Here is a 22,864-nt window from a genome sequence, read left to right as displayed (position 1 = left end):
GCGAGCCTTTGTGCGCACCAACGACCACAGCAGTCCCCCGATTCCTGCGAGGAGCAGCCCATGCCGTCCGTTCCGCTGTCCGAGACCGTCGCCTCACTGATGCCCCGTGCACGTACCGAGCTGGCAGAGCTGGTGTCGTACGCGTCGGTCGCCGACGAGCGGCAGTTCCCGCGCAGCGAGAGCGAGAAGGCGGCGGGCTGGGTGGCGGACGCGCTGCGCGCCGAGGGCTTCCAGGATGTGGCCCTGCTCGACACGCCGGACGGCACCCAATCGGTCTACGGTCTGCTGCCCGGCCCGGTGGGCGCGCCGACGGTGCTGCTGTACGCACACTACGACGTGCAGCCGCCGCTGGACGAGTCGGCGTGGCTGTCGCCGCCGTTCGAGCTGACCGAGCGCGACGGGCGGTGGTACGGCCGGGGCGCCGCGGACTGCAAGGGCGGGGTGCTGATGCACCTGACGGCGCTGCGGGCCCTGCGGGAGCAGGGCGGTGTGCCGGTGAACGTCAAGGTGATCGTGGAGGGTTCCGAGGAGCAGGGCACCGGCGGGCTCGAGCGCTATGCGGAGGCGCACCCGGATCTGCTCACCGCCGACGCGATCGTGATCGGCGACGCGGGTAATTTCCGGGTGGGCCTGCCGACCGTGACGTCGACGCTGCGCGGCATGGTGCAACTGGTGGTGCGGGTCGCCACCCTGGAGGGCAATCTGCACTCGGGCCAGTTCGGCGGGGCCGCGCCCGACGCGCTGGCGGCGCTGATCAGGATGCTGGACTCGCTGCGGGACGACTCGGGGGCGACCGTCGTCGACGGCCTGGACGGTTCGGGCACGTGGACGGGGCTCGACTACCCGGAGGAGGACTTCCGCCGGGATGCCAAGGTGCTCGACGGGGTGGAGCTGATCGGCACCGGCACCGTCGCCGACCGTATCTGGGCCCGCCCTTCGGTGACGGTGCTGGGCATCGACGCCCCGCCGGTCATCGGTGCCACGCCGTCGGTGCACGCCTCGGCGGGCGCGCTGGTGAGCGTCAGGGTGCCGCCCGGTGTGACGGCGGAGCAGGCCTCGGAGGCCCTGACGGCCCATCTGCGGTCGGCGGCGCCGTGGGGCGCCCGGGTCGAGGTGACCCAGCGCGGCAGCGGCCAGCCCTTCCAGGCCGACACGTCGAGCCCGGCCTATTCCGCGATGGCCGAGGCGATGCGGGAGGCGTACGGGCAGGAGTTGGCGGTCGCCGGCCAGGGCGGTTCGATCCCGCTGTGCAACACGCTGGCGACGCTGTATCCGCGGGCGGAGATCCTGCTGATCGGGCTGAGCGAGCCGGAGGCGCAGATCCACGCGGTCAACGAGAGCGTGTCGCCGGAGGAGTTGGAGCGGCTGTCGCTGGCGGAGGCGGTCTTCCTGCAGCGTTATGCGGCGTCGAAGGCGCCCGCGTCCGCGGGCTGAGCCGGCACCCGGACCGCGGGTGCGGCGGTCCCGCCCCGCGGTCGGCGGGGCGGGATCGGCGGTGGGTCATTCGGCGGGGTGGCCTGCTTCGAGGTTGAGGGGTCGGCCCTGTTCGCGGGCGCGCAGGGCCCAGCGCAGCCGGTCGAGCCGGACCGGCGGCAGCAGGTCGGCGGCCTCGTCCTCGGTGACGAAGCGCCAGTCGCGCAGTTCGGCGGGCGGCAGCAGCAGCCGGTCGATGTCGGCGGTGGCCACCCGGCCGCCGTCGAAGAGCAGCCGCAGTCCGCCGTGGCCCGGCGGGTGCGGCGGTTCCCAGTCGACCACCAGGAGTTCGAGGCCGCCGGTCAGTTCGATGCCCAGCTCCTCGGCGACCTCGCGGTATCCGGCCCGTGCCGGTGACTCGCCGCGCTCGACGACGCCGCCGGGGAATTCCCAGCCGGGTTTGTAGGTGGGGTCGACGAGCAGGACGCGGTCGGCGTCGTCGAAGAGCAGCACCCCGGCGGCCACCGTCTCGGCGCGCGGTTCCGGGGTCTGTACGATGCCGCAGGCCCCGGCGCCCTGGCTGACGGCCTCGGTGAGCCGCAGCGCCGTCTCCCGGGGTGTCAGCCCGGCCGTGCGGATCACATGGGCGTCGAGCGCCAGCCAGGGCAGCGCGTCGAGGTAGTCGGGGATGCGCTCCAGCGCCCAGTGCCGGGCGGCGTCGCCGACCGGGGAGTGGTCGGGGTGTTCTGTCCAGTCGGCGATGCGGGCTCGCAGGATCGTTTCTCCCGGGTCGAGCAGCAGATGCCGGACCTCGATCCCGCGGGAGGCGAGACCGCCGAATATCTCGTCGCGGTGTTCCTGTCGCAGCAGCGTCATCGGGATCACGAGGACCCCTCCGACCTCGGCCAGCAGTGCGGCGCCGGTCTCGACGACCAGCCGCCGCCAGATGGGGAGTTCCTGGTAGTCGGTGACCTCCTGGAGCCGTTTCTCCGGCAGCAGTTGCCGCAGACAGCTCCCGAGCGCTTCGGGGTCGTACAGGGTGCTTTCCGGTACGAGGTCGAGCAGCTCCCGTGCGGCAGTGCTCTTGCCCGCGCCGAACGCCCCGTTCACCCAGATGATCACGGTGCCCCCTTCTCCGTAGACCCCTACGAATTGCCCGGATCCTCGCCCCCGGCAAACGCGTCGGCCCCGGCAGCGCCGCGCACCGGGCGCAGCAGGCGGAACGGGGGGGCGAGCGCGGCGGCGACCGGGTCGGCGCGGTGCGCGCGGTCCGGGTCGGCCGGCGAGCGCGACTCGACGTCGGCGGGGGCCACCTGCGGCACCCCGCAGGCCGGGCAGCCGCCGGTCATGTCGAGCCGGGTCCCGCAGCCGGCGTGGTGGAAGGTCCTGGTCGGCTCGCCCTCCGAGGCGTGACGGCCGCCCCAGCGCATCAGCGCGTGCACCGGCGGCCACAGGTCGAGCCCGGCCTCGGTGAGGACGTAGTCGTAGCGCGGCGGCGACTGCTGGTAGGCCTCCTTGCGCAGCACCCCCGCCGCGGTGAGGGCGGCCAGTCGCGCGGTCAGCACGGCCCGCGGGATGTCCAGGTGGACCAGGAAGTCGTTGAACCTGCGCACACCGTAGAAGGCGTCCCGCACGATCAACAGGCTCCAGCGCTCGCCGACCACCTCCAGGGCGCGGGCGAGGGTGCAGTCCTGCTGCGCGTAATCGGTGCCGAGTGCCATGGAGCCCACCCTACCGGCGAGTTCATTGAACAGACTCACCGTCCATGGACACGTCCCTACCCGACGGCCCCAGCGGAGGGATCTGATGAACGCCCAGGCGGCACGGAGCGCCGCGGCTCCGGACACCGCCACGCCCGGCCACCCCGACCGGGCCGACAGGCCCGCGGCGCCGGGCGCCGCCGTGACCCTGCTGACCGTCGGCTGGCCACCCCGGTCACGCTGACGGCCTTCACCGCCCCCGCCACCACGCTGGCCGCCTCCTCGCAAGGGCCGCACTCGGGCGCGGTCGCCCAGACCCGGATGCCGACCGGCACACGGTGGGGCTCGCCGCCCTGCTGCTCGCCATGGACAGCGTCGCCGACACCCGCGCGCGTCGGGCGACGTTCGCCGCGGGCATGGTCCTGCTGCTGCTCGCCACCGCGGTGTCGGCCGCCACCCCCGGCACCGTCTTCCTGGCCGGCCGGGTCCTGCGGGGCGTGGCGGGTGCCGCCGTGCCCGCAGGCCGCCCGCCGCGTCGGGGGCCGCCACGGCAGGGCGACAGGCGCGCGCCGACCGCGCTGCGAGCCGGAGCGGCCGGCCCGGCTCCGCGCGCCGCGTAGGGTCAGCCGGCCACGAAACCCGAGAGCCCGAGGCCCTGCGCCGCCGCGGCGGCCGCGCCCACCAGGCCGGCGTCCGTGCCGAGTTTGGCCGGGACGACGTCCACACCCGCGGCGAAGGAAAGGGTGGCGTAGCGGGTCAGGTGGTCGCGCAGCGGGTCGAAGAGCACCGGGCCCGCGCCCGCGACGCCGCCGCCGATCACGGCGACGTTGATCTCGACCAGCGTCGCGGTGGCGGCGATGCCTGCGGCGAGCGCCTGGGCGGCGCGGTCGAAGGACGCCACCGCGAGCGGGTCGCCGGCCCGCGCGGACTCGGCGACGGCGGCCGCGGTGGGCTCGGTGCCGACCGGCGGCAGCCAGCCGGACTCCAGGGCGCGGCGGGCGATGTTGGGGCCGCTGGCGATGCGCTCGACGCAGCCGCGCGAGCCGCACGGGCACAGGTCGCCGTCGAGGTCGACGCTGATGTGTCCGATGTGCCCGGCATTGCCGGTCGGGCCGGGCAGCAGGACGCCGCCGAGCACCAGTCCGCCGCCGACCCCGGTGGACACCACCATGCACAGCGCGTTGTCGTAGCCACGGGCGGCGCCCTGCCAGTGCTCCGCCGCGGTCATCGCGACGCCGTCGCCGGTGAGCACCACCGGCAGGCCGCCGGCCGCCTCGCCGACCCGCGGGACCAGCGGGAAGTCGCGCCAGCCGGGCACGTTGACCGGGCTGACGGTGCCGTGCGGGGCGTCCACGGGACCGGCGCTGCCGATGCCCACGGCGACCGCCGCGGACCACTGCGGGGCGGCGCACAGCTCCGCGACGACCTCGGCGACGGCCCGCATCACCGTCTCGCCGTCCCCGCCGGGGGGCGTCGGCCGAAGGGACCGTGCCACGGGGCGGCCCTCGGTGTCGATGAGCGCCCCGGCGATCTTCGTACCGCCGATGTCCAGTGCGGCCACGAGTGGACCGGTCGCGCCGTGGGGGTGCATCGTTCGGGGGTCTCCTTCATCGTTGTGTCGCCCGGGTTCCGCGACGGCGGCCCCAGGGGTAGTCTCGCCTGACCGTGACAACGTTGTCCATCTCTTGCCGCAGGGAATACTACGACCGTGACCCATACTCCTGGACGTGTCCCCCGGCCCACCATGAAGGATGTCGCCGCTCGGGCGGGCGTCGGACTCAAGACCGTTTCCCGCGTGGTGAACGAGGAACCGGGCGTGACGCCCGACACCGTGGCGCGCGTCCAGTCGGCCATCGACGCGCTCGGATTCCGGCGCAACGACAGCGCGCGGCTGCTGCGCACCCGTAGGACCGCGAGCGTCGGGCTGGTGCTCGAAGACCTCGCCGACCCGTTCTACGCCTCCCTCAGCCGAGCCGTGGAAGACGTGGCCCGCGCGCACGGCGCGCTGCTCTTCACCGGGTCGAGCACCGAGAACCCGCGCCGCGAGCAGGAGCTCGTGCTGGCTTTCTGCGCCCGCCGGGTCGACGGCCTGGTCGTGGTGCCGGCGGGCGACGACCACCGCTATCTCACCCCGGAGATCGACGCGGGTGTGGCCACGGTGTTCGTGGACCGGCCGGCCGGCCGCATCGACGCGGACGTCGTCCTCACCGACAATGCGGGCGGCACCCGCACCGGCGTGGCGCACCTGATCGCGCACGGCCACCGCAGGATCGGCTTCATCGGCGACCAGCCCGGCATCCACACCGCAGCGGAGCGGCTGCGCGGCTACCGCGAGGCGATGGCCGACGCGGGTCTGCCGGTGCGCCCCGACTGGTACGCGATGGGCCCCACCACGCCCGAACGGGTCAGGGCGGCGCTTGCCACCATGCTCACCGGGCCCGAACCGGTCACCGCGCTCTTCGCGGGCAACAACCGCGTCACCGTGTCAGCCGTACGCGTCCTGTCCGGCCGCCCGCAGCCGGTCGCGCTCGTCGGCTTCGACGACTTCGAACTGGCCGACCTGCTCGACCCGCCGGTCACCGTGGTGGCACAGGATGCCCCCGGTCTCGGCCGCAGCGCCGCGCAGCTGCTCTTCCGCCGGCTGGACGGCGCGACCTCGGAGGAGGCCAGCCGCATCGAGCTGCCGGCCCGGCTGATCCCGCGCGGCTCGGGCGAGATCCCGCCGGCCTCCTGACCCGCGCGGGCCCTCAGCGGCCGGCCAGCGCGTCCAGTCCGGCGCGGGTCAGCCCGGTGCGTTCCGCGACCTCCGCCGGGTCCACGGCGCCGCAGTCCAGGCCGCGGAGCAGGTATCCGCTGAGGGCGCGGGCCGTGGCCGGTTCGTCGAGCACGGCGCCGGCCGTCCTTGCCACGTAGCCGGCCAGCCGCGCGGACGCGGTGTCCAGGCCCTCCCGGTAGAAGGCGTAGGCGGCCGCGTATCGGGTCGGGAGCTGCGCCGGGTGCATGTCCCAGCCCTGGTAGTAGGCGCGGGCCAGCGAGCGGCGTACGAGCCCGTAGTGCAGCCGCCAGGCGTCGTGCACGGCCTGCGTCGTGCCGACCGGCAGCACGTTGGTGGAGCCGTCGCTGAGCCGCACCCCGGTGCCCGCGGCGGCCACCTGCATCACGGCTTTGGCGTGGTCGGCGGCCGGGTGGTCGGGGGCCTGGTGGGCGGCGCTGACCCCGCAGGCGGCGCTGTAGTCGAAGGTGCCGTAGTGCAGGGAGGTGGCGCGGCCCGCCGCCGCGTCGATGAGCCGGGGCACGGTGGCGGCGCCGTCGGGGCCGAGGATCGCCTGGGTGGTCTCGATCTGGATCTCGAACCCGATGCGGCCCTCGGGCAGCCCCGCGGCCTGCTCGAACTGCCCGCAGAGCGCTGCCATGGCGGCCACCTGGGCGGGGAAGGTCACCTTCGGCAGGGTGAGCACCAGCCCGCCGGGCAGCCCGCCGCCGTCGAGCAGCGCGGTCAGGAAGAGGTCGAGGGTGCGGATGCCGCGGTCGCGGACCGCCGCCTCCATGCACTTCATGCGGATGCCGATCCAGGGCGGCGCCGCGCCGTCCGCGGTCAGCGCGGTGACGGTGCGCGCGGCGGCCACCGCGGCGGCGTCCTCCTCGGCGTCGGGCCTGGCACCGTAGCCGTCCTCGAAGTCGATCCGCAGGTCCTCCACGGGTTCGCGCCGCAGTTTGTCCCGCACCCGGTCGTGGACCTCCGCGGCGAGCGCGCCGGACAGGCCGAGCACGGACGCGAGCGCCGCGGCGTCGGGCGCGTGCTCGTCGAGCGCGGCGAGCGCCCGGTCGCCCCACTCCCGCACGGTCCCGGCGGTGAACGCGTCGGCGGGCACGTAGACGGTGTGCACCGGCTGCCGGGTACCGGGGTCGCCGGGGTAGCGGCGGGCCAGTTCGGCGTCCGTGGCGGCCAGTGACGCGCCGATTCCGGCGACGTAGGCGTCCGCAAGTGTCGTACCGGCCGGTTGCGGCATGGGCCACCCTCCCGAATTCAACAAACCGTTGAAGGGACGCTAGCCCGGCCCGTTCCGGCGGGTCAACACCCGCAAGCCGCGCATGGCCGGCCCCCGTACGCGCTGCGTACGGGGGCCGGCCGGCGCTGCCGCGGGGGCGGAGGTCAGCCCTTGCGGGCCTTGATCTCCTCGGTGAGCTGCGGGACGACCTGGAAGAGGTCGCCCACCACGCCGTAGTCGACCAGGTCGAAGATCGGCGCCTCGGCGTCCTTGTTGACCGCCACGATGGTCTTGGAGGTCTGCATGCCGGCCCGGTGCTGGATGGCGCCGGAGATGCCGTTGGCGATGTAGAGCTGCGGCGAGACCGACTTGCCGGTCTGGCCGACCTGGTTCGTGTGCGGGTACCAGCCGGCGTCCACCGCGGCGCGCGAGGCGCCGACGGCCGCGCCGAGCGAGTCGGCCAGGTCCTCGATGACCGAGAAGTTCTCGGCGCCGTTGACGCCGCGGCCGCCGGAGACCACGATCGCGGCCTCGGTCAGCTCGGGGCGCCCGGTCGACTGGCGCGGGGTGCGCGAGACGACCTTGGTGCCGGTGGCCAGCTCGCCGAAGGTGACCGCGAGCGGCTCCACCGTGCCGGCCGCGGCGGCCGGCTCGACCGGCGCCGAGTTCGGCTTGACGGTGATCACCGGCACACCGCGGCTGACCCGCGACGTGGTGGTGAAGGCGGCCGCGAAGGCGGACTGGGTGGCGACGGGGCCTTCGTCGCCGGCCACCAGGTCGGTGGCGTCGGTGATGATGCCGGAGCCGAGCCGCAGCGCGAGGCGGGCCGCGACCTCCTTGCCCTCGGCGGAGGACGCCACCAGGACGGCGACGGGCGACACGGCGGCGGCCGCGGCCTGCAGCGCGTCCACCTTGGGCACGACCAGGTAGTCGGCGAACTCCGGCGCGTCGGCGGTGAGCACCTTGACGGCGCCGTGCTCCGCCAGCACCGGGGCGGCCGCCTCGGCGCCGGGGCCGAGGTGGACGGCGACCGGGTCGCCGATCCGGCGGGCCAGGGTCAGCAGTTCGAGGGTCGGCTTGCGGACGGCACCGTCCACGTGGTCGACGAGGACGAGGACTTCAGCCATGGGAATCGTTCTCCTGCGGAAAGTGAGGGGCGGGGGCGGGCCTGCGGTCGCTGCCCGGCCCGGGGCGCGCGGCACCGGGCGGGGCCGTTCATCAGATGAACTTCTGCTCCGCGAGGTAGGCGGCGAGCTGCTTGCCGCCCTCGCCCTCGTCCTTGACGATCGTGCCCGCGGTGCGCGGCGGGCGGGCGGTGACGTCCTGCACGGCGGTCCACGCGCCGCCGAGGCCGACCTCGGCCTCGTCGATGCCGAGGTCGGACAGGTCGAGGGACTCCACAGGCTTCTTCTTGGCGGCCATGATGCCCTTGAAGGACGGGTAGCGCGCCTCGCCCGACTGGTCGGTGACCGACACCAGCGCGGGCAGCGACGCCTCGAGCTGCTCGCTGGCCGCGTCGCCGTCGCGGCGCCCGGTCACCTTGCCGTCGGCCACCGCGACCTCGGACAGCAGGGTGACCTGCGGGATGCCGAGCCGCTCGGCGAGCAGCGCGGGCACCACGCCTGCGGTGCCGTCGGTGGAGGCCATGCCGGTGACGACGAGGTCGTAGCCGGCGTGCTCGATGGCCTTGGCCAGCACCAGCGACGTACCGATGACGTCGGTGCCGTGCAGCGCGTCGTCCTCGACGTGGATGGCCTTGTCCGCGCCCATGGACAGTGCCTTGCGCAGCGCGTCCTTGGCGTCCTCGGGACCGACCGTCAGCACGGTGATCTCCGCGTCGTCGGCGGCATCGGCGATCTGCAGCGCCTGCTCGACGGCGTATTCGTCCAGCTCCGACAGCAGGCCGTCGACCGCGTCGCGGTCGGTGGTCAGGTCATCGGCGAAGTGACGGTCGCCGGTGGCGTCGGGCACGTACTTCACAGCGACTACGATCCTCAAGCTCACGCCTGCTCTCCTACTGCTTCGTCCTGCACGTCTTCGTCAACTGCCCCGGCAGCGCCCTGGCAAGTGCCCCGGAATTGGCAGCATAGGCGCCTGCGGTCGCGGCTCCCCGCCGGAACGCAGCACGCGTCGCGGCGAGTACCCGGCGAATATATTACTCGTCAGTACACAGAGAGCGGCGCCAGTTGGCAAGCTTCCTCCACTGTGACCTGCCCTACGTCCCCGGGCGGCCGTACTCCCGCACCGTCAGAGCACGGAGCCCAGCGCGGCGATCACGTCGGCGCGCCGGGGCTGCCCGGACGCCCGGCGGACCACGGAGCCGTCCGCGTCGAGCACCAGCACGGTGGGCGTCTTGAGTATGTGCAGCCGCCGGACGAGGCTGAGCCGCGCCTCGGCGTCGATCTCCACATGACGCACCCCCTCGACCATGCCGGTGACCTCGGAGAGCACCCGCCGGGTGGCGCGGCAGGGCGCGCAGAAGGCGCTGGAGAACTGCACCAGCGTGGCCCGCTCCCCCAGCGGCCCGCCGAGGTCGTCCGCCGTCAGCCGCTCGCCGCCGTCCCTGGCACCCACCCGGACCCTCCCGTCCCGCCGCCGGTGCAGCACGCCGAAGGCGCTCGCGGCCGCGAGCACCGCGAGGCAGACCACCAGACCCGTCATCGCCGCCCTCCTCCGCCGCCACTGCGCCGCATTGTCGCCCGCACCCGAACCGCACTCTATTCCCGCACGTCAGCGTTCATGCGACCGCAATGATTCCCGCGGGCACGGCCGCCCGCGGCTGGGTCATCATTCCCGTCATGGACATCGACGTACGCGGCCCCCGGTTCGGCGCGGCCCTCACCACCGCGGTGCTCGCGGTGGTCCTGATCACCGGCAGCGGCCCGCTGCTCGCGGTGCAGGCCGCGCTCTTCGCGGTGGGAGCCGCGGCCGGTGTGCAGCGCTCGCCCTACGGCTGGGTCTTCCGCACCCTGATACGCCCCAGGATCGGCCCGCCGACGGCCACCGAGGACGCGGCGCCGCCGCGTTTCGCCCAGGCTGTGGGTCTTGCCTTCGCCGTCGTCGGGGTGGTGGGCTATCTGGCCGGGCCACAGTGGCTGGGCATGGCGGCCACCGGCTGCGCGCTGGCCGCCGCATTCCTGAACGCGGCCTTCGCCTACTGCCTCGGCTGCGAGATGTACCTGACCCTGAGGCGTACGCTCGGCTGACCGGACGGTCGGCCTCCGACGCGGAAAGGGCGCGAGGGTGACATCGGCATGACGTGAGAAGAATCTCCCCGAGGTGAGGTCGCCCGGGGTGACAGCGGCCCCGCCGCCGGGGCACCATCGCTCAGCGGCCGGACAACCTACGGGCGCGTAACTTCCGCCGGGAGCGCCGCCCCGGAGAGAGCAGGTGCCCTGACATGGCCGAACTCGTCTACCCGCCGGTGATCGGTTTCGCCCGCAGCATGTTCAAGGTGCAGGGCCTGCGGTTCGACATCCGGGGCACCGAGAACGTCCCGCGCGAGGGCGGCGCCCTCCTGGTGAGCAATCACATCGGCTATCTGGACTTCGTGTTCTGCGGCCTGACGACCCTGCCCCACAAGAGGCTGGTGCGCTTCATGGCCAAGGAGTCGGTTTTCCGGCACAAGGTGTCGGGTCCGCTGATGCGCGCGATGAAGCACATCCCGGTGGACCGCTCCGAGGGCATGCACGCCTACGCGCACGCGCTGGAGGCGCTGCGCAGGGGCGAGATCATCGGGGTCTTCCCCGAGGCGACCATCTCGCAGTCCTTCACCCTCAAGTCCTTCAAGTCCGGCGCCGCCCGGCTGGCGATGGAGGCCGGGGTGCCGCTGCTGCCGATGGCGCTGTGGGGCACCCAGCGGCTGTGGACCAAGGGACGGCCGCGCAGCCTTGGCAGGACCCGCTTCCCGATCTCGATGCGGATCGGCGAGCAGATGTGGCCGCACGCCGAGGAGAAGGCCGGCGCCCTGACCCGGCGGCTCCGGCTGCGGGTGCAGGAGCTGCTGGACGACGCGCAGCGTACGTACCCGGGCCGCCCGTCGGGTCCCGACGACCGGTGGTGGCTGCCCTCGCACCTGGGCGGCACCGCCCCGACGCCCGAGGCGGCGGCGGAGCGGGACCGCGAACAGCAGAAGGCGGGCTAGGGCCTGGCACATCCCGCCTGGCCGGCCTCAGCAGGCCTCGGGCAGCGCGGAGGGCAGCGATATCCCGGTGCTGCTCCGCGCGGCCCGCAGGCAGGCCACCACGGGCGGCGGCGGGGCCGCGTAGACCAGCGGGTAGTCGCACTCGCCCAGTTCGGGGCGCACCGGGAAGGCCAGCCGTTCGGTCGCCAGGCTGAAGTGTGCGTCGACGCCCGGCTTGTTGCCCCTGGCGTCCAGCCGGCTCCAGCGGTAGGTGCCCGGCAGCAGCAGGGCGATCAGGCCGTGCAGCGCGGGGTCGGAGCCGTCGTCCTGGGTCAGCCGCTGGTAGCAGAGCCCGGCGGGGATGCCGCGGGCCCGCAGCAGCGCGGTCAGGGCGTGCGACTTGGCATAACAGATGCCGTTGCGCTGCTCCAGCACGTCGGACGCCCGCCAGCTGACCCGCGGATCTCCGGAGTCGAAGGAGTGCGGGATCTCGTCGCGGACGTATTCGAAGGCCACCTCCGCATATTCATGCGGGCCTGCGGTGCCTTCCGCCAGTAGCGCCGCCGTCTCCCGCACCAGCGGGTCATGGTGGTCGATGACGTCGTCGGCCACGAGGTACGCCGAGAGGTCGGGGTTCTCCGGAGTCGGTTCCATGGAACCGAACCCTAGGGAACCACCGACCTCTTGATCAATCGAATTACCGTACTTCGTATATGTATTCAGGTGTCCCGTATGCGGCGGCCGCCGCGGTCCTCATGAGCCGGACGCAGCCATCTCCTCGGCGATTGCCGCGGCGAAGCCGTCCACGTCGTCCTCGGTCGTGTCGAAGGCGCACATCCAGCGGACCTCGCCGGTCGACTCGTCCCAGAAGTAGAAGCGGTAGCGCTTCTGGAGCCGCTCGCTGACCTCCCGCGGCAGCATCGCGAAGACCGCGTTGGACTGCACGGGCCGCAGCACCCGCACACCGTCGATGCCGCGCACCGCCGCGTCCAGCCTGCGGGCCATCGCGTTGGCGTGCGCGGCGCTGCGCAGCCACAGGTCGCCGGCCAGCAGCGCCTCGAACTGCACCGACACGAAGCGCATCTTCGACGCCAGCTGCATCGACAGCTTGCGCAGATAGGGCAGCGCGCGCACCCGCTCCGGGCTGAGCACGACCACGCACTCGCCGAGCAGCAGGCCGTTCTTGGTGCCGCCGAAGGACAGGATGTCGACGCCGGCGTCGGTGGTGAAGCGGGCCGGCGGCACCCCGAGGCTCGCCGCCGCGTTGGCCAGCCGGGCGCCGTCCAGGTGCACGGCCATGCCCAGCTCGTGGGCGTGGTCGCAGACCGCCTTGATCTCCTCGGGCGTGTAGCAGGTGCCCAGCTCGGTGGTCTGGGTGATCGAGACGACCTGCGGCTGCGCCCGGTGCTCGTCGGTGAAGCCGTACGCCTGCCGGTCGATCAGCTCGGGGGTGAGCTTGCCGTCGGCGGTCGGCACGGTGAGCAGCTTCAGGCCGCCGACGCGCTCCGGCGCCCCGCACTCGTCCACGTTGATGTGCGCGGACTCGGCGCAGATCACCGCGCCCCAGCGCTCGGTCACGGCCTGCAGCGCCGTCACGTTGGCACCGGTGCCGTTGAAGACCGGGAAGACCTCGGCGGCGGGGCCGAAGTGCCGCCGGAAGACCTCCTGCAGATGGGCGGTGTAGGCGTCGTCGCCGTAGGCGACCTGGTGGCCGCCGTTGGCCAGCGCCAGGGCGGCAAGGACCTCGGGGTGGACCCCGGCGTAGTTGTCGCTGGCGAAGCCGCGCGAGGCCGGGTCGTGGCGCCGTACGGCGTCGGTCGGCGGCACGGCCGGATCGGCGGGGCCGAGGGCTGCGGCCTGGTCGGTCGGATCGGTCACGGTTGGGGCGTCAGCCACTGGCGGGTCCCGTTCACATCGTCGGCGGGGCGGTCCCACACGCTGGCGATCGCGTCGGCGAGATCGCGTACATCGGTGAAACCGGCGAATTTGGACTGCGGGCGCTCGGCCCGCATCCCATCGTGCACCAGCGCCTTGATCACCAGGACGGTGGCCGCCGCGGTGGGCCCTTGCGCGCCGCTGAGCTTGGCGAAGGAGTCGCCGAGGGCGAGCGTCCAGGCCTCGGCGGCGGCCTTCGCCGCGGCATAGGCCGCGTTCCCCGCGGTGGGTCGGCTCGCGCCGGAGGCGCTGATCAGCACGTAGCGGCCGCCGGGGCTGCGCATCAGGCCGTCGTGGAAGCCGAGCGAGGTGTTCTGCACCGTCTGGATCAGCAGCTTGTGCAGCACGTCCCAGTCGGCGAGTTCGGTCTCGGGGAAGGACGCGGAACCGCGCCAGCCGCCGACCAGGTGGACCAGGCCGTCGACCCGGCCCTGGTCCTTCTCGATCCGGGCCGCCCAGTCCTGGGTGGCCTCCAGGTCGAGCAGGTCGACGATCTCACCGGTGATGTCCGCGCCGCCGGCGTCGTAGCGGGCCGCGTCGACGGCCTCCGCCAGGCGCTCGGGGTCGGCGTCCGCCGCGATCACATGGCCGCCCTCGCGGGCCAGCCGCTGCAGGACCGCCCGGCCGGCGGGTCCGCCGGCTCCGGCCACCGCGATCACCGCTCCGTCAAGACCGCCGGAATACGTGTCGGTCGTCATGTCCGCCTCCTCGGCCGCACCGGTCACGCGGCGCTCCGTACCGGGCGCTCGCCCGTGATCCCCTTGGTGGAGGCGATCACCTCACGGAGCTTCTTGGCAAGGGCTTCGTAGAACATGCTGAGCGGAAACTCGTCCGGCAGCACGTCGTCGACGAGCTTGCGCGGGGGCAGCGTCAGGTCGAGGGCGTCCGGCCCCTTGGCCCAGACCGAGCCGGGATGCGGCGACAGATAGCTTGCGACCAGGTCGTAGGCGGCGAACCAGTGCACAAGCTTGGGGCGGTCGATACCGTCCCTGTACAGCGTCTCGATCTCGGCGCAGAGCTGGTTGGTGACCTGCGGTGCGCGCTCCCAGTCGATGTGCAGGGTGTTGTCAGTCCAGCGTACGGCGTCGTGCTTGTGCAGGTACGAGAACAGCAGCTGACCGCCCAGTCCGTCGTAGTTGCGGACCCGCTCGCCGGTGACCGGGAAGCGGAAGAGCCGGTCGAAGAGGATGGCGTACTGCACGCCGAGCCCCATGGGGTGGCCCTCGGCCTGGAGCTCGACGGCCTCGCGGAAGGTGGTGAGGTCGCAGCGCAGCTCTTCCAGGCCGTACATCCAGAACGGGGCCCGCTGCTTGATCATGAACGGGTCGAACGGCAGGTCGCCGTGGCTGTGGGTCCGGTCGTGGATCATGTCCCAGAGCACGTACGTCTGCTGGGCCAGCTCCTGGTCGGCCACCAGGCGCGCGGCCTCCGGCGGCAGCTCCAGGCCGAGGGTGTCCACGGCGGCGGCGGTCACCGCGCGGAAGCGGGCGGCCTCGCGGTCGCAGAAGATCGCGCCCCAGGTCCAGCGCTCCGGGGGTTTGCGCACGGCGACGGTCTCGGGGAAGAGCACCGCGGAGTTGGTGTCGTAGCCGGGGGTGAAGTCCTCGAAGGTGATCGGTACGAACTGCGGGTTGTCGTACCTGGTGCGCTCCAGCTCGGCCAGCCAGTCCGGCCATGTCACGCGCAGGGCGACGGCTTCCAGATTCCGGTCCGGGTTGCCGTTCTGCGTGTACATCGGGAAGACGACGACATGGCGGCGGCCGTCGCGGCGGTCGGCGGACGGCTGGAAGGCCAGCAGCGAGTCGAGGAAGTCGGGCACGGCGAAGCCGTCGTCTGCCCAGCGGCGCAGGTCCGCGGCCAGGGCATCGTGATAGGCGGCGTCGTGCGGCAGCAGTTCGGTCAGCTGCCCGACCGCGTCCACCACCCGGCCGACCGCGCGCCCGGCCTCCTCGCGGGAGGGCGCGCCCTCGGCGTCGAAGTCGATCGAGCCGTCCTTGAGCTGCCATGGCCTGACGGTCTCGACGGCCTGCTTGAGCGCCGACCACGCGGGGTGACCAGCCACGTCGTCACCGGATATCCGGTCGGCGCGAGCCGCCGCCGACGAAAGAACTTCACCCATGACCGATCCTCCACTGAAAAATTTGCCGTAGCCACACCGTATCCATGACATTGTTCCCGCTTCAAGAGCGGCCGAAGCGGATCATCCCGCCGAACAGCCCTTCCACTGCTGTTCTTGCGGCCGTTGTCCGATATGAGGCATGGGATTCAGCCTTTGGTACGGCGGCGCCGACTCGTCACGGAGTGTTCGGCTGCATGTCGTCCGGGCGGCTTATGGTGCCGGTATGAGCTTCCTCACCGTCGGTCACCGCGGCGTCATGGGCGTCGAGCCGGAGAACACCCTGCGGTCCTTCCGCGCTGCCGAGCAGGCCGGCCTCGACCAGGTCGAGCTGGACCTGCACCTGAGCAAGGACGGCGCGCTCGTGGTGATGCACGACGCCGCGGTGGACCGCACCACGGACGGCAGCGGGCTGATCCGCGACCTCACACTGGCCGAGATCCGCACCCTGGACGCCGGTCTCGGCGAGCGGGTGCCGGTCTTCGAGGAGGTGCTCGACACGGTCGACCGCCCGATCCAGGCCGAGATCAAGGACGCCGCGGCGGCCCGCGTGCTGGCCGAGGTGCTGCGCGAGCGCGGCGCGACCGAGCGGGTCAGCGTGCTGTCCTTCCACGACGAGGCGCTCGCCGAGATCCACACGCTGCTGCCGGACGTCCGCACGGTGCTGGTGGCGAGCGACCTCGGCCCGGATATCGTGCCCCGCGCCCAGGCGGTCGGCGCGCGGCTGGTCAGCCTGGACCTCACCCGGCTCAACCTGGACGTGGTCCGCCGCTGCCAGGCCGCGGGCATCGCGGTCATGGCCTGGACCGTGAACACGGCGCAGGACTGGGCGCTGGCCCGGGCGCTGCGGCTGGACGGCGCCGCGACCGACCTGCCCGCCGAGTCCGCGGTCTGAGGGCCCGCCCGGCGATCCCGCCCGGCCGGGCGTCGGCGGCTTCCCGCCCGCGCCCTGGAAGACCGGGAGGTGTCAGCCGAGCTTCTTGGTCAGCAGCTCGAACTCCAGGTCGTCGCGGGTCGGCTGCCCGAAGCGCTCGTTGCCGTAGGGGAAGGCACTGGTCTGCCCGGTCCTGGCGTAGCCGCGCCGCTCGTACCAGGCGATCAGGTCCTCGCGGACCGAGATCACCGTCATGTGCATCTCGGCGACGCCCCACTCGTCGCGGGCGAAGCGCTCCGCCTCCGCGATGATGACCTTGCCGAGCCCGGCGCCCTGGAGGGTGGGGCGCACCGCGAACATCCCGAAGTAGGCGTGGTCGCCGCGGTGCTCCAACTGGCAGCAGGCCACCAGCCGGCCACCGCTCTCGACCGCGACCAGCCGGCTGTCGGCCCGCTCGATGACGGCGAGGACACCCTCGGGGTCGGTGCGCTGCCCCTGGAGGATGTCCGCCTCCGTCGTCCACCCGGCGCGGCTCGCGTCACCGCGGTAGGCGGACTCGATCAGCGCGACGAGCGCGGGGACGTCCTCTGCGGTGGCGGGTCGGAAGGCGGGGCGGGCGGCGGTGTCCATGGCGGACAGGCTAACCGAGCCGGTTCGGCCGCCGCGGGGGAGGCGTCCGGCGGCGCCCGCGGAGCCGCCGCGGGCGCCGGTACGCGCCCGGGGCCTTCCGGCGTGCGCGGCGGAAGCGCGCTCCCCCGTCCACCTCAGTGCGCTCGCGTGTGCGCCGCCGCGGCCGGGCAGGTTGTCCTCGGACCGCCGTCGCACCTGGGCGGTCCGCAAGCCCGAGGGGGGAGGGGCGATGCACGGACCGCCGCTGGTGGCCTGGCTGCTCGTGGCGCTCAGCGCCGCCGCGGCGGTCTCGTGCGTGCTGCGCAGGGAGGCGCGCGGCGAGGCGCTGCTGGGCCTGGGGATGGCGGTGATGGCCGTGCCTCTGTCCGTCTTCGAGCCGCCCCGCTGGAGTACGGCGACGCTCGCGGTCGTCTTCGCCGGCGTCGCCGTGCACGCCCTGCGGCCGTCCCGGCACCGGGCGTCCCACCGGATGCACCACTCGCTGTGCGCCGGGGCGATGGTCTACATGTCGGCGGCGATGGCGGGCGCCGGCCCCGGGCACGCCGGACATGCCGCACACACCTCGGCGGGCGTCCCGCCGCTGACCGGCCTGCTGCTGGTGTATTTCGCCGGCTACGTGCTCCGCGCCGGCAGCCGGCTGGCGATGCCGACCGGCCCGCACGGGGCCCGGCTGGCCGTAGCGGTGGCCCCGGGGGGTGCGATACGGCTGCGGCACGCCCCCGAGGTGGCGGCGGCCTGCCGGGTGGCGATGGCCCTGGCGATGTTCGCGATGCTGCTGACCCTGTGACCGGGCGGGGCGCAGCCCTTGCGGCGCCTGCGATCGGGCGGCTCCTGTGAGTCATGCGTCACATCGGGTGCCGGGCGCACCCGCCGCTCACCGCGCGCTCCTAGGGTGATCGGCATGACGGTCCCGTTCGTGCTGCTGATCCTGGGCGCACTGACGGCGGCGATCGCGCCGCGTCTGCTGTCCCGTGCCGACTGGCCGGACCGCGAGCCGGTGCTGGCCCTGTGGGTCTGGCAGTGCGTGGTCGCCGCCGTGCTGCTGTGCTGCCTCTCGGCGCTGGCCCTCACCGCCTCGGCCGCGTGGGGAGCGGTGCGCTGGCATGTGTTCGCCTTCGCACCGCACGGCGTGGTCGACGCGTACGGCCTGTCGGGATACGGCCGCGGCGCGGGCACCCTGGCGGCGATGCTCGCGCTGGGCGGGCTGTGGACGGCGGCGATGCTCACCCGCGAGGTCCGCACCGCCCGCGGCAGGCGCCGGCGGCGCCGGGCCGAGCTGCGGCTGCGCTCGCCGCGGCTGCCGGGCGAGGAGCTGCCCGCGGGCGAGCGGCTGGTCGTGCTGGAGGACCCGAGGTCCGACGCCTGGTGGCTGTCGGGGGCGGAGCCGCAGCTGGTGATCACCACCGCGGCGCTCGGCCGCCTCAAGGGCCGCCAGCTCGACGCGGTGCTCGCGCACGAGCAGGGGCACATGCGGGCCAGGCACGATGTGCTGCTGCACTGCGCGGGCGCGCTCGCCGGCGGTTTCCCGCAGGTGCCGGTCTTCGCCGCCTTCCGCGACCAGGTGCACCACCTGGTCGAGCTGGCCGCCGACGACACCGCCTCGCGCCGCTTCGGCCGGCTCACCACGGCCCTGGCACTGGTGGAGCTGAACGAGGAGCGCGGCGTCTTCGGGCCGGCGCCCGCACCGCTCGCCGCGCTTCCCGGCCGGGTGCACCGGCTGCTCGACCCGGCGCCGCGGCTGCCGCTTGGCCGCCGGGTGCGGATGAGCGCCTGCGCCCTGCTGGTGCCCGCGGTGCCGCTGCTGATCGCGTTCGGTCCGGGCCTGGGCGCGCTGAGCCGGTGACCGACAGGGCCGCACGGGTCGGGCGCAGGACGCGCCACCCGGCTCGCAGACCGCCGGCGGCGGGCCGGCTCCCCGACTGAACAGGCGAGGCGATGAAGGCCAAAGGCTGCATGTTCGACTTCTCCGGCACCGTCTTCCGCATCGAGCCCTGCGCCGACTGGCTGCGCGGGGCGCTGGACGCGGTGGGCGTCAAGGCGCCCGACGACGAGATCGCGCACTGGACCGCACGCCTGGAGCGGTCGGGCGCCCAGCCCGGTGGGGCGACGCCCGCCGGTTGGCGACCGGACTCCGCGCAGGACTGGGCCCGGCGCGATCTGAGCGCCGAGCTGCACCGGCGGGCGTATACCGCGCAGTCCAGGTCCAGCGGTCTGCCCTGGGACATCCACGACGTGCTCTACGACCGGCACATGGCCCCGACGGCCTGGCAGCCGTACCCGGACGCCGCCGAGGTGCTGGCCGCGCTGCGGGCGCGGGGTGTGCCGGTGGCGGTGGTCAGCAACATCGGCTGGGACCTGCGGCCGGTCTTCGCCGCGCACGGCCTCGCGGACCTGGTCGACGCCTTCGTGCTGAGCTACGAGGTCGGCCGGCAGAAACCCGATCCGGCGATCTTCAGCGCGGCCTGCGCCGAACTGGGGCTGCCGCCGCGGGAGACCCTGATGGTGGGTGACGACCGGAGGGCCGACGGCGGCGCCGCGGCGCTGGGCTGCCCGGTGCACTTCGTCGACCACCTGCCCGCGGACCGCAGACCCGACGGGCTGCGCGGTGTCCTCGACCTGCTGGGCTGACCGGCACCGCCGCGATGCGGCGGGCGCCGGTCCCGGCGATCCCCCGCGTCGCCGGGACCGGCGCCCGTCCCCGTAACCCGCACGGACACTGGCCCGGCGGGGTGCGCTGAGTATATTGGCCCGGAGCCAGTCAACGCAGGAGTAAAGCATGTCCCCTCGGAGCGCTTCGGTCAATGAAGCGATGCGCAGGCGTTCCCGGGAACGGCTGCTGCAGGCCACCGTCGAACTGATCGAGGAGCGCGGTTACGAGGCCACCACGCTGGCCGACATCTCGCGGCGCGCCGGTTCCGCCCGCGGCCTGGTGTCGTACTACTTCTCCGGCAAGCGGGCGCTGCTGCAGTCCGCCGTGCACCGCCTGATGGCCGGTGAGCTGGCCGCGGCGCTGGAGCGCGAGCCGCGGACCGACGACGGCCAGGAGCTGCTGGCCAGGGCCATCGACGCGATGCTCGGCGTGAGCATGGGGCACACCACCCTGATGCGCACGCACATGGCCTCGATCCTCCAGGAGGAGGGCTTCATCCAGTGCCCCGAGCAGCAGCGGCTCGCGCAGCTGCTGCGGGACACGGTGGTCTGCTGGGGCGCGGCCGACCCGGAGGAGGAATACCGGCTGCTGCGGGCGCTGCTGATGGGCGCCTCGGTGGCCATGCTGCTGCCGGGGGCGCCGATGCCGATCCACCCGCTGCGCGCCGAGCTCTTCCAGCGCTACGGGCTCCCCTGGGAGTCGGGGTCGCCGCCGCCGGGCGCCGAGGACTTCGACCCGGTGGCCGGACTGGCGCCTACGGCAGGCGCCAGTCGACCGGTTGGGCGCCCTGGCGGATCAGCAGGTCGTTGGTCCGGCTGAAGGGGCGGGAGCCGAAGAAGCCGCGGTCCGCGGACATCGGCGACGGGTGCGCCGACTCGATCGCGGGGAAGCCGTCGAGGAACGGCCGCAGATTGCGGGCGTCGCGGCCCCACAACACGGACACCAGCGGCTTGCCCCGCCCGGCCAGCGCGCGGATCGCCTGCTCGGTGACCTCCTCCCAGCCCTTGCCGCGGTGCGCGGCGGGCTTGCGCGGCGCGGTGGTCAGCGCCCGGTTCAGCAGCAGCACGCCCTGCCGGGTCCACGGGGTGAGGTCGCCGCTGGACGGCCGCGGCAGGCCGAGGTCGGTGGCCAGCTCGCGGAAGATGTTCTCCAGGCTGCCGGGCAGCTGGCGCACCTCGGGCGCCACCGAGAAGCTGAGCCCGACGGCCATGCCCGGCGTCGGATACGGGTCCTGGCCGACGATCAGCACCCTCACCTCGTCGAAGGGCTGCTGGAACGCGCGCAGCACGTTCGCGCCCGCCGGCAGATAGGTGCGGCCGGCCGCGATCTCCGCGCGCAGGAAGTCGCCCATCTCCGCGATCCGCCCGGCCACCGGACGCAGCGCCTGCGCCCATCCCGGCTCGACAAGTTCGCTCAACTCTCGTGCTGCCACGGCCGATCACTCTACTGGCCCACCGCATGCGCCCACGACCGCGAGCGGGCGCCGGCGGAGCGCGCGTACGGCCGGTGAAACGGAACCTCCCCCGGCCGGTGCTTGACGGTACCCTGCCCGGGTGACAACGCATTCGAATACCCCGGCGGGCTGGTACGCGGACCCGCAAGGCACTCCGAACCTGCTCCGCTACTGGGACGGCTCCCAGTGGACCGAGCACACCAACCCCGGTCAGGTGCCCCAGCAGCAGCAAGGCGGGGGCAGCGCCTGGGAGCTGAACGTCAGCCGCACGCCCGACCCGTCGAAGGTGCAGCAGCAGGTACAGCAGCAGGCAGGCGTGGCACCGGAGGCGTACGGCGGCGGCACGCTGTTCACCGAGCCGGTCCTGGTGGTCAACCAGAAGGCCAAGCTCATCGAGCTGGTCAACGAGTACACCGTCTTCGACCAGCAGGGCCGCACCCTCGGCTCGGTCGTCGAGGTCGGGCAGAGCACCGCGAAGAAGGTGCTGCGCTTCGTCTCCAGCGTCGACCAGTTCCTGACCCACAAGCTGGAGGTCAGGGACGCCCAGGGGCAGCCGCACCTGGTGCTGACCCGGCCGGCGAAGTTCATCAAGTCCAAGGTGCTCGTGCACCGGGCGAACGGTGAGCCGCTGGGCGAGATCGTCCAGCAGAACGCCTTCGGCAAGATCAAGTTCGGCTTCATGTACAACGGCCAGCAGATCGGTGCGATCAAGGCGGAGAACTGGCGGGCCTGGAATTTCGCCATCGTCGACCACACCGACACCGAGATCGCCCGGATCACCAAGACCTGGGAGGGCCTGGCCAAGACGATGTTCACCACGGCGGACAACTACGTGCTGCAGATCCACCGGCAGCTCGCGGATCCGCTGCTGAGCATGGTCGTCGCCTCCGCCCTGACCGTGGACACCGCACTCAAGCAGGACTCCCGCGGGCTCGGCTGACCCGTGCCGGGCACAACGCACTGGGTGCTGGGCGTCGACTCCGGCGGTTCCGGGGTGCGGGTGGCGATCACCCGGGCCGACGGGTCGGGCGGGCCCGGCGCGGTCGCCGACGACCGACCGGTGCCGACCGGTGAGCGCGGCATCGACGCGGCGAGCCTGCTGGAGCGGGTGCTGCCGCGGGTGGCGGGACTGCTGCGCGAGGTGTCGGCCGGCTCGCTGACAGCGGCCTGCGTCGGCGCCGCCGGCATGGCGACGCTCGGCGACGACCTGCGCGCGGCGCTGCCCGCCGCGCTGGAGGACGCCTTCGGCGTACGGGCGCTGGCGCTGGCCGGTGACGCCGTCACCGCCTATGCGGGTGCGCTGGGGCTGCGCCCCGGCGTGGTGGTCGCGGCCGGCACCGGCCTGATCGCGCTGGGCACCTCGGGCGACGGCTGGCGGCGAGCCGACGGCTGGGGCCATCTGCTCGGCGACGCAGGCGGCGGCGCCTGGATCGGCCGGGCCGGCCTGGACGCCGCGATGCGCGCGTACGACGGGAGGGCGGGCGGCTCGGCCGCGCTGCTGGCCTGCGCGCAGGAGCGGTTCGGCCCGGCGGGCTCGATGCCGGGCGCGGTCTACCCGCGCACCGACCGGCCGGCGGTGCTGGCGTCCTTCGCCCCCGACGTGGCGCGGTGTGCCGCGCAGGACCCGGTGGCCTCGGAGATCCTGCGTCATGCGGCCCAGCACATCCTGGAGTCGGCCGCGGCCGCCCGTCCCGCACAGCCCGGCGAGACCGAGGTGGGCCTGGCCGGCGGGCTGTTCAAGATGGGCGAGCCGCTGCTCGGGCCGCTGCGCGACCAGGCGGAGTGGCTGCTGCCCGACGCGGTCCTGGTGCCCGCGGCCGGCGACCCGCTGGACGGCGCGCTGCTGATCGCGCGGGCGCTGCACCGCGATGGGCTGACGCTGCCGCGGGACGGCGCCCTGCTCCACGTCGTACGGCGATAGCTGCTGCTCAGACGCGTACGATGATGGACGGGTGACCGAACGTCACCGGGGAAACGGACA

The 22,864-nt window shown here is 73.6% G+C and carries 26 protein-coding genes; 13 read left to right on the top strand and 13 right to left on the bottom strand.

Annotation, left to right across the window (positions count from 1 at the left end):
* The first annotated feature begins 60 nt into the window (after window positions 1-60).
* Window positions 61-1,434, top strand: coding sequence for a dipeptidase (locus tag OG900_36015; GenBank protein ID WUH95032.1), 1,374 nt, complete (start codon window positions 61-63; stop codon window positions 1,432-1,434).
* 66 nt (window positions 1,435-1,500) lie between these two features.
* On the opposite strand, the gene OG900_36010 is transcribed toward OG900_36015, so the two are convergent.
* Complete coding sequence (locus OG900_36010; GenBank protein ID WUH95031.1) at window positions 1,501-2,535, bottom strand: NUDIX domain-containing protein; 1,035 nt, start codon at window positions 2,533-2,535, stop codon at window positions 1,501-1,503.
* A gap of 23 nt (window positions 2,536-2,558) precedes the next feature.
* Window positions 2,559-3,134, bottom strand: a complete 576-nt coding sequence (locus OG900_36005; protein ID WUH95030.1) for a helix-turn-helix transcriptional regulator — start codon at window positions 3,132-3,134, stop codon at window positions 2,559-2,561.
* Between the two features lie 85 nt (window positions 3,135-3,219).
* On the opposite strand from OG900_36005, the gene OG900_36000 reads away from it, so the two are divergent.
* Entirely contained in the window at window positions 3,220-3,357 is a 138-nt protein-coding gene (locus tag OG900_36000; protein ID WUH95029.1) for a hypothetical protein, read from the top strand.
* Window positions 3,358-3,451: 94 nt separating this feature from the next.
* A complete protein-coding gene (locus OG900_35995) occupies window positions 3,452-3,733 on the top strand; it encodes a hypothetical protein (GenBank protein ID WUH95028.1) in 282 nt (93 codons plus the stop codon).
* Window positions 3,734-3,735: 2 nt separating this feature from the next.
* On the opposite strand, the gene OG900_35990 is transcribed toward OG900_35995, so the two are convergent.
* A complete protein-coding gene (locus OG900_35990; protein ID WUH95027.1) occupies window positions 3,736-4,704 on the bottom strand; it encodes an ROK family protein in 969 nt (322 codons plus the stop codon).
* Between the two features lie 153 nt (window positions 4,705-4,857).
* On the opposite strand from OG900_35990, the gene OG900_35985 reads away from it, so the two are divergent.
* On the top strand, window positions 4,858-5,847 hold the full coding sequence (locus OG900_35985; GenBank protein ID WUH96046.1) for a LacI family transcriptional regulator: 990 nt from the start codon (window positions 4,858-4,860) through the stop codon (window positions 5,845-5,847).
* 13 nt (window positions 5,848-5,860) lie between these two features.
* Here the strand turns inward: OG900_35985 and OG900_35980 are convergent, their stop codons facing one another.
* From OG900_35980 to OG900_35965, 4 genes are all read right to left on the bottom strand, one after another.
* Entirely contained in the window at window positions 5,861-7,123 is a 1,263-nt protein-coding gene (locus OG900_35980) for an HpcH/HpaI aldolase/citrate lyase family protein (GenBank protein ID WUH95026.1), read from the bottom strand.
* A gap of 143 nt (window positions 7,124-7,266) precedes the next feature.
* Window positions 7,267-8,229: an electron transfer flavoprotein subunit alpha/FixB family protein gene (locus OG900_35975; protein WUH95025.1), complete on the bottom strand. Its 963-nt coding sequence runs from the start codon at window positions 8,227-8,229 to the stop codon at window positions 7,267-7,269.
* A 91-nt stretch (window positions 8,230-8,320) separates the two neighbouring features.
* The gene (locus OG900_35970; GenBank protein WUH95024.1) at window positions 8,321-9,106 is read right to left on the bottom strand and encodes an electron transfer flavoprotein subunit beta/FixA family protein; all 786 of its coding nucleotides are present in this window, start codon (window positions 9,104-9,106) and stop codon (window positions 8,321-8,323) included.
* A gap of 243 nt (window positions 9,107-9,349) precedes the next feature.
* A complete protein-coding gene (locus tag OG900_35965; GenBank protein ID WUH95023.1) occupies window positions 9,350-9,763 on the bottom strand; it encodes a thioredoxin family protein in 414 nt (137 codons plus the stop codon).
* 137 nt (window positions 9,764-9,900) lie between these two features.
* Here OG900_35965 and OG900_35960 point away from each other — a divergent pair, with 137 nt between their 5' ends.
* Together OG900_35960 and OG900_35955 are read left to right on the top strand one after the other, a co-directional pair.
* Complete coding sequence (locus tag OG900_35960; GenBank protein WUH95022.1) at window positions 9,901-10,308, top strand: DUF4395 domain-containing protein; 408 nt, start codon at window positions 9,901-9,903, stop codon at window positions 10,306-10,308.
* Window positions 10,309-10,502: 194 nt separating this feature from the next.
* Entirely contained in the window at window positions 10,503-11,246 is a 744-nt protein-coding gene (locus tag OG900_35955; protein ID WUH95021.1) for a 1-acyl-sn-glycerol-3-phosphate acyltransferase, read from the top strand.
* A 27-nt stretch (window positions 11,247-11,273) separates the two neighbouring features.
* On the opposite strand, the gene OG900_35950 is transcribed toward OG900_35955, so the two are convergent.
* The 4 genes from OG900_35950 to OG900_35935 form a co-directional block, all read right to left on the bottom strand.
* Window positions 11,274-11,879, bottom strand: a complete 606-nt coding sequence (locus OG900_35950) for a transglutaminase family protein (GenBank protein WUH95020.1) — start codon at window positions 11,877-11,879, stop codon at window positions 11,274-11,276.
* A gap of 99 nt (window positions 11,880-11,978) precedes the next feature.
* Window positions 11,979-13,103 (bottom strand): low specificity L-threonine aldolase, encoded by a 1,125-nt coding sequence (locus OG900_35945; GenBank protein WUH95019.1) that lies wholly within the window; start codon window positions 13,101-13,103, stop codon window positions 11,979-11,981.
* Window positions 13,100-13,858, bottom strand: a complete 759-nt coding sequence (locus tag OG900_35940; protein ID WUH95018.1) for an SDR family oxidoreductase — start codon at window positions 13,856-13,858, stop codon at window positions 13,100-13,102. Before OG900_35940 ends, OG900_35945 begins: the two co-directional genes overlap by 4 nt.
* A gap of 23 nt (window positions 13,859-13,881) precedes the next feature.
* The gene (locus tag OG900_35935) at window positions 13,882-15,279 is read right to left on the bottom strand and encodes a DUF6421 family protein (GenBank protein ID WUH95017.1); all 1,398 of its coding nucleotides are present in this window, start codon (window positions 15,277-15,279) and stop codon (window positions 13,882-13,884) included.
* A 223-nt stretch (window positions 15,280-15,502) separates the two neighbouring features.
* Here OG900_35935 and OG900_35930 point away from each other — a divergent pair, with 223 nt between their 5' ends.
* Complete coding sequence (locus tag OG900_35930; protein WUH95016.1) at window positions 15,503-16,171, top strand: glycerophosphodiester phosphodiesterase family protein; 669 nt, start codon at window positions 15,503-15,505, stop codon at window positions 16,169-16,171.
* Between the two features lie 72 nt (window positions 16,172-16,243).
* Here the strand turns inward: OG900_35930 and OG900_35925 are convergent, their stop codons facing one another.
* The gene (locus OG900_35925) at window positions 16,244-16,780 is read right to left on the bottom strand and encodes a GNAT family N-acetyltransferase (protein WUH95015.1); all 537 of its coding nucleotides are present in this window, start codon (window positions 16,778-16,780) and stop codon (window positions 16,244-16,246) included.
* Window positions 16,781-17,009: 229 nt separating this feature from the next.
* Here OG900_35925 and OG900_35920 point away from each other — a divergent pair, with 229 nt between their 5' ends.
* The 4 genes from OG900_35920 to OG900_35905 all read left to right on the top strand — a co-directional run bounded on the left by OG900_35920 (window position 17,010) and on the right by OG900_35905 (window position 20,249).
* Window positions 17,010-17,567: a DUF5134 domain-containing protein gene (locus tag OG900_35920; protein WUH95014.1), complete on the top strand. Its 558-nt coding sequence runs from the start codon at window positions 17,010-17,012 to the stop codon at window positions 17,565-17,567.
* Window positions 17,568-17,681: 114 nt separating this feature from the next.
* Entirely contained in the window at window positions 17,682-18,623 is a 942-nt protein-coding gene (locus OG900_35915) for a M56 family metallopeptidase (protein ID WUH95013.1), read from the top strand.
* A 92-nt stretch (window positions 18,624-18,715) separates the two neighbouring features.
* On the top strand, window positions 18,716-19,408 hold the full coding sequence (locus OG900_35910; GenBank protein WUH95012.1) for an HAD-IA family hydrolase: 693 nt from the start codon (window positions 18,716-18,718) through the stop codon (window positions 19,406-19,408).
* A gap of 148 nt (window positions 19,409-19,556) precedes the next feature.
* Complete coding sequence (locus OG900_35905) at window positions 19,557-20,249, top strand: TetR/AcrR family transcriptional regulator (GenBank protein WUH95011.1); 693 nt, start codon at window positions 19,557-19,559, stop codon at window positions 20,247-20,249.
* On the opposite strand, the gene OG900_35900 is transcribed toward OG900_35905, so the two are convergent.
* Window positions 20,185-20,862: a uracil-DNA glycosylase gene (locus OG900_35900; GenBank protein WUH95010.1), complete on the bottom strand. Its 678-nt coding sequence runs from the start codon at window positions 20,860-20,862 to the stop codon at window positions 20,185-20,187. The genes OG900_35905 and OG900_35900 overlap by 65 nt on opposite strands.
* Window positions 20,863-20,983: 121 nt before the next feature.
* On the opposite strand from OG900_35900, the gene OG900_35895 reads away from it, so the two are divergent.
* Window positions 20,984-21,823, top strand: a complete 840-nt coding sequence (locus tag OG900_35895) for a phospholipid scramblase-related protein (protein WUH95009.1) — start codon at window positions 20,984-20,986, stop codon at window positions 21,821-21,823.
* A 3-nt stretch (window positions 21,824-21,826) separates the two neighbouring features.
* A complete protein-coding gene (locus tag OG900_35890; protein WUH95008.1) occupies window positions 21,827-22,804 on the top strand; it encodes an ATPase in 978 nt (325 codons plus the stop codon).
* Window positions 22,805-22,864: the final 60 nt, after the last annotated feature.

The sequence above is a fragment of the Streptomyces sp. NBC_00433 genome (assembly GCA_036015235.1).
In the GTDB taxonomy this organism is placed as follows: domain Bacteria; phylum Actinomycetota; class Actinomycetes; order Streptomycetales; family Streptomycetaceae; genus Actinacidiphila.
Note: the sequence above shows the minus strand (reverse complement) of the source record. Positions and strands in the feature narration are given on the sequence as shown.

Coding starts and splice junctions, on each gene's coding strand:
- OG900_36015 (WUH95032.1), top strand. CDS start 61: ATGCCGTCCGTTCCGCTGTCCGAGACCGTCGCCTCACTGATGCCCCGT.
- OG900_36005 (WUH95030.1), bottom strand. CDS start 3,134: ATGGCACTCGGCACCGATTACGCGCAGCAGGACTGCACCCTCGCCCGC.
- OG900_36000 (WUH95029.1), top strand. CDS start 3,220: ATGAACGCCCAGGCGGCACGGAGCGCCGCGGCTCCGGACACCGCCACG.
- OG900_35990 (WUH95027.1), bottom strand. CDS start 4,704: ATGCACCCCCACGGCGCGACCGGTCCACTCGTGGCCGCACTGGACATC.
- OG900_35985 (WUH96046.1), top strand. CDS start 4,858: ATGAAGGATGTCGCCGCTCGGGCGGGCGTCGGACTCAAGACCGTTTCC.
- OG900_35980 (WUH95026.1), bottom strand. CDS start 7,123: ATGCCGCAACCGGCCGGTACGACACTTGCGGACGCCTACGTCGCCGGA.
- OG900_35975 (WUH95025.1), bottom strand. CDS start 8,229: ATGGCTGAAGTCCTCGTCCTCGTCGACCACGTGGACGGTGCCGTCCGC.
- OG900_35965 (WUH95023.1), bottom strand. CDS start 9,763: ATGACGGGTCTGGTGGTCTGCCTCGCGGTGCTCGCGGCCGCGAGCGCC.
- OG900_35960 (WUH95022.1), top strand. CDS start 9,901: ATGGACATCGACGTACGCGGCCCCCGGTTCGGCGCGGCCCTCACCACC.
- OG900_35955 (WUH95021.1), top strand. CDS start 10,503: ATGGCCGAACTCGTCTACCCGCCGGTGATCGGTTTCGCCCGCAGCATG.
- OG900_35950 (WUH95020.1), bottom strand. CDS start 11,879: ATGGAACCGACTCCGGAGAACCCCGACCTCTCGGCGTACCTCGTGGCC.
- OG900_35940 (WUH95018.1), bottom strand. CDS start 13,858: ATGACGACCGACACGTATTCCGGCGGTCTTGACGGAGCGGTGATCGCG.
- OG900_35935 (WUH95017.1), bottom strand. CDS start 15,279: ATGGGTGAAGTTCTTTCGTCGGCGGCGGCTCGCGCCGACCGGATATCC.
- OG900_35930 (WUH95016.1), top strand. CDS start 15,503: ATGAGCTTCCTCACCGTCGGTCACCGCGGCGTCATGGGCGTCGAGCCG.
- OG900_35925 (WUH95015.1), bottom strand. CDS start 16,780: ATGGACACCGCCGCCCGCCCCGCCTTCCGACCCGCCACCGCAGAGGAC.
- OG900_35920 (WUH95014.1), top strand. CDS start 17,010: ATGCACGGACCGCCGCTGGTGGCCTGGCTGCTCGTGGCGCTCAGCGCC.
- OG900_35915 (WUH95013.1), top strand. CDS start 17,682: ATGACGGTCCCGTTCGTGCTGCTGATCCTGGGCGCACTGACGGCGGCG.
- OG900_35910 (WUH95012.1), top strand. CDS start 18,716: ATGAAGGCCAAAGGCTGCATGTTCGACTTCTCCGGCACCGTCTTCCGC.
- OG900_35905 (WUH95011.1), top strand. CDS start 19,557: ATGTCCCCTCGGAGCGCTTCGGTCAATGAAGCGATGCGCAGGCGTTCC.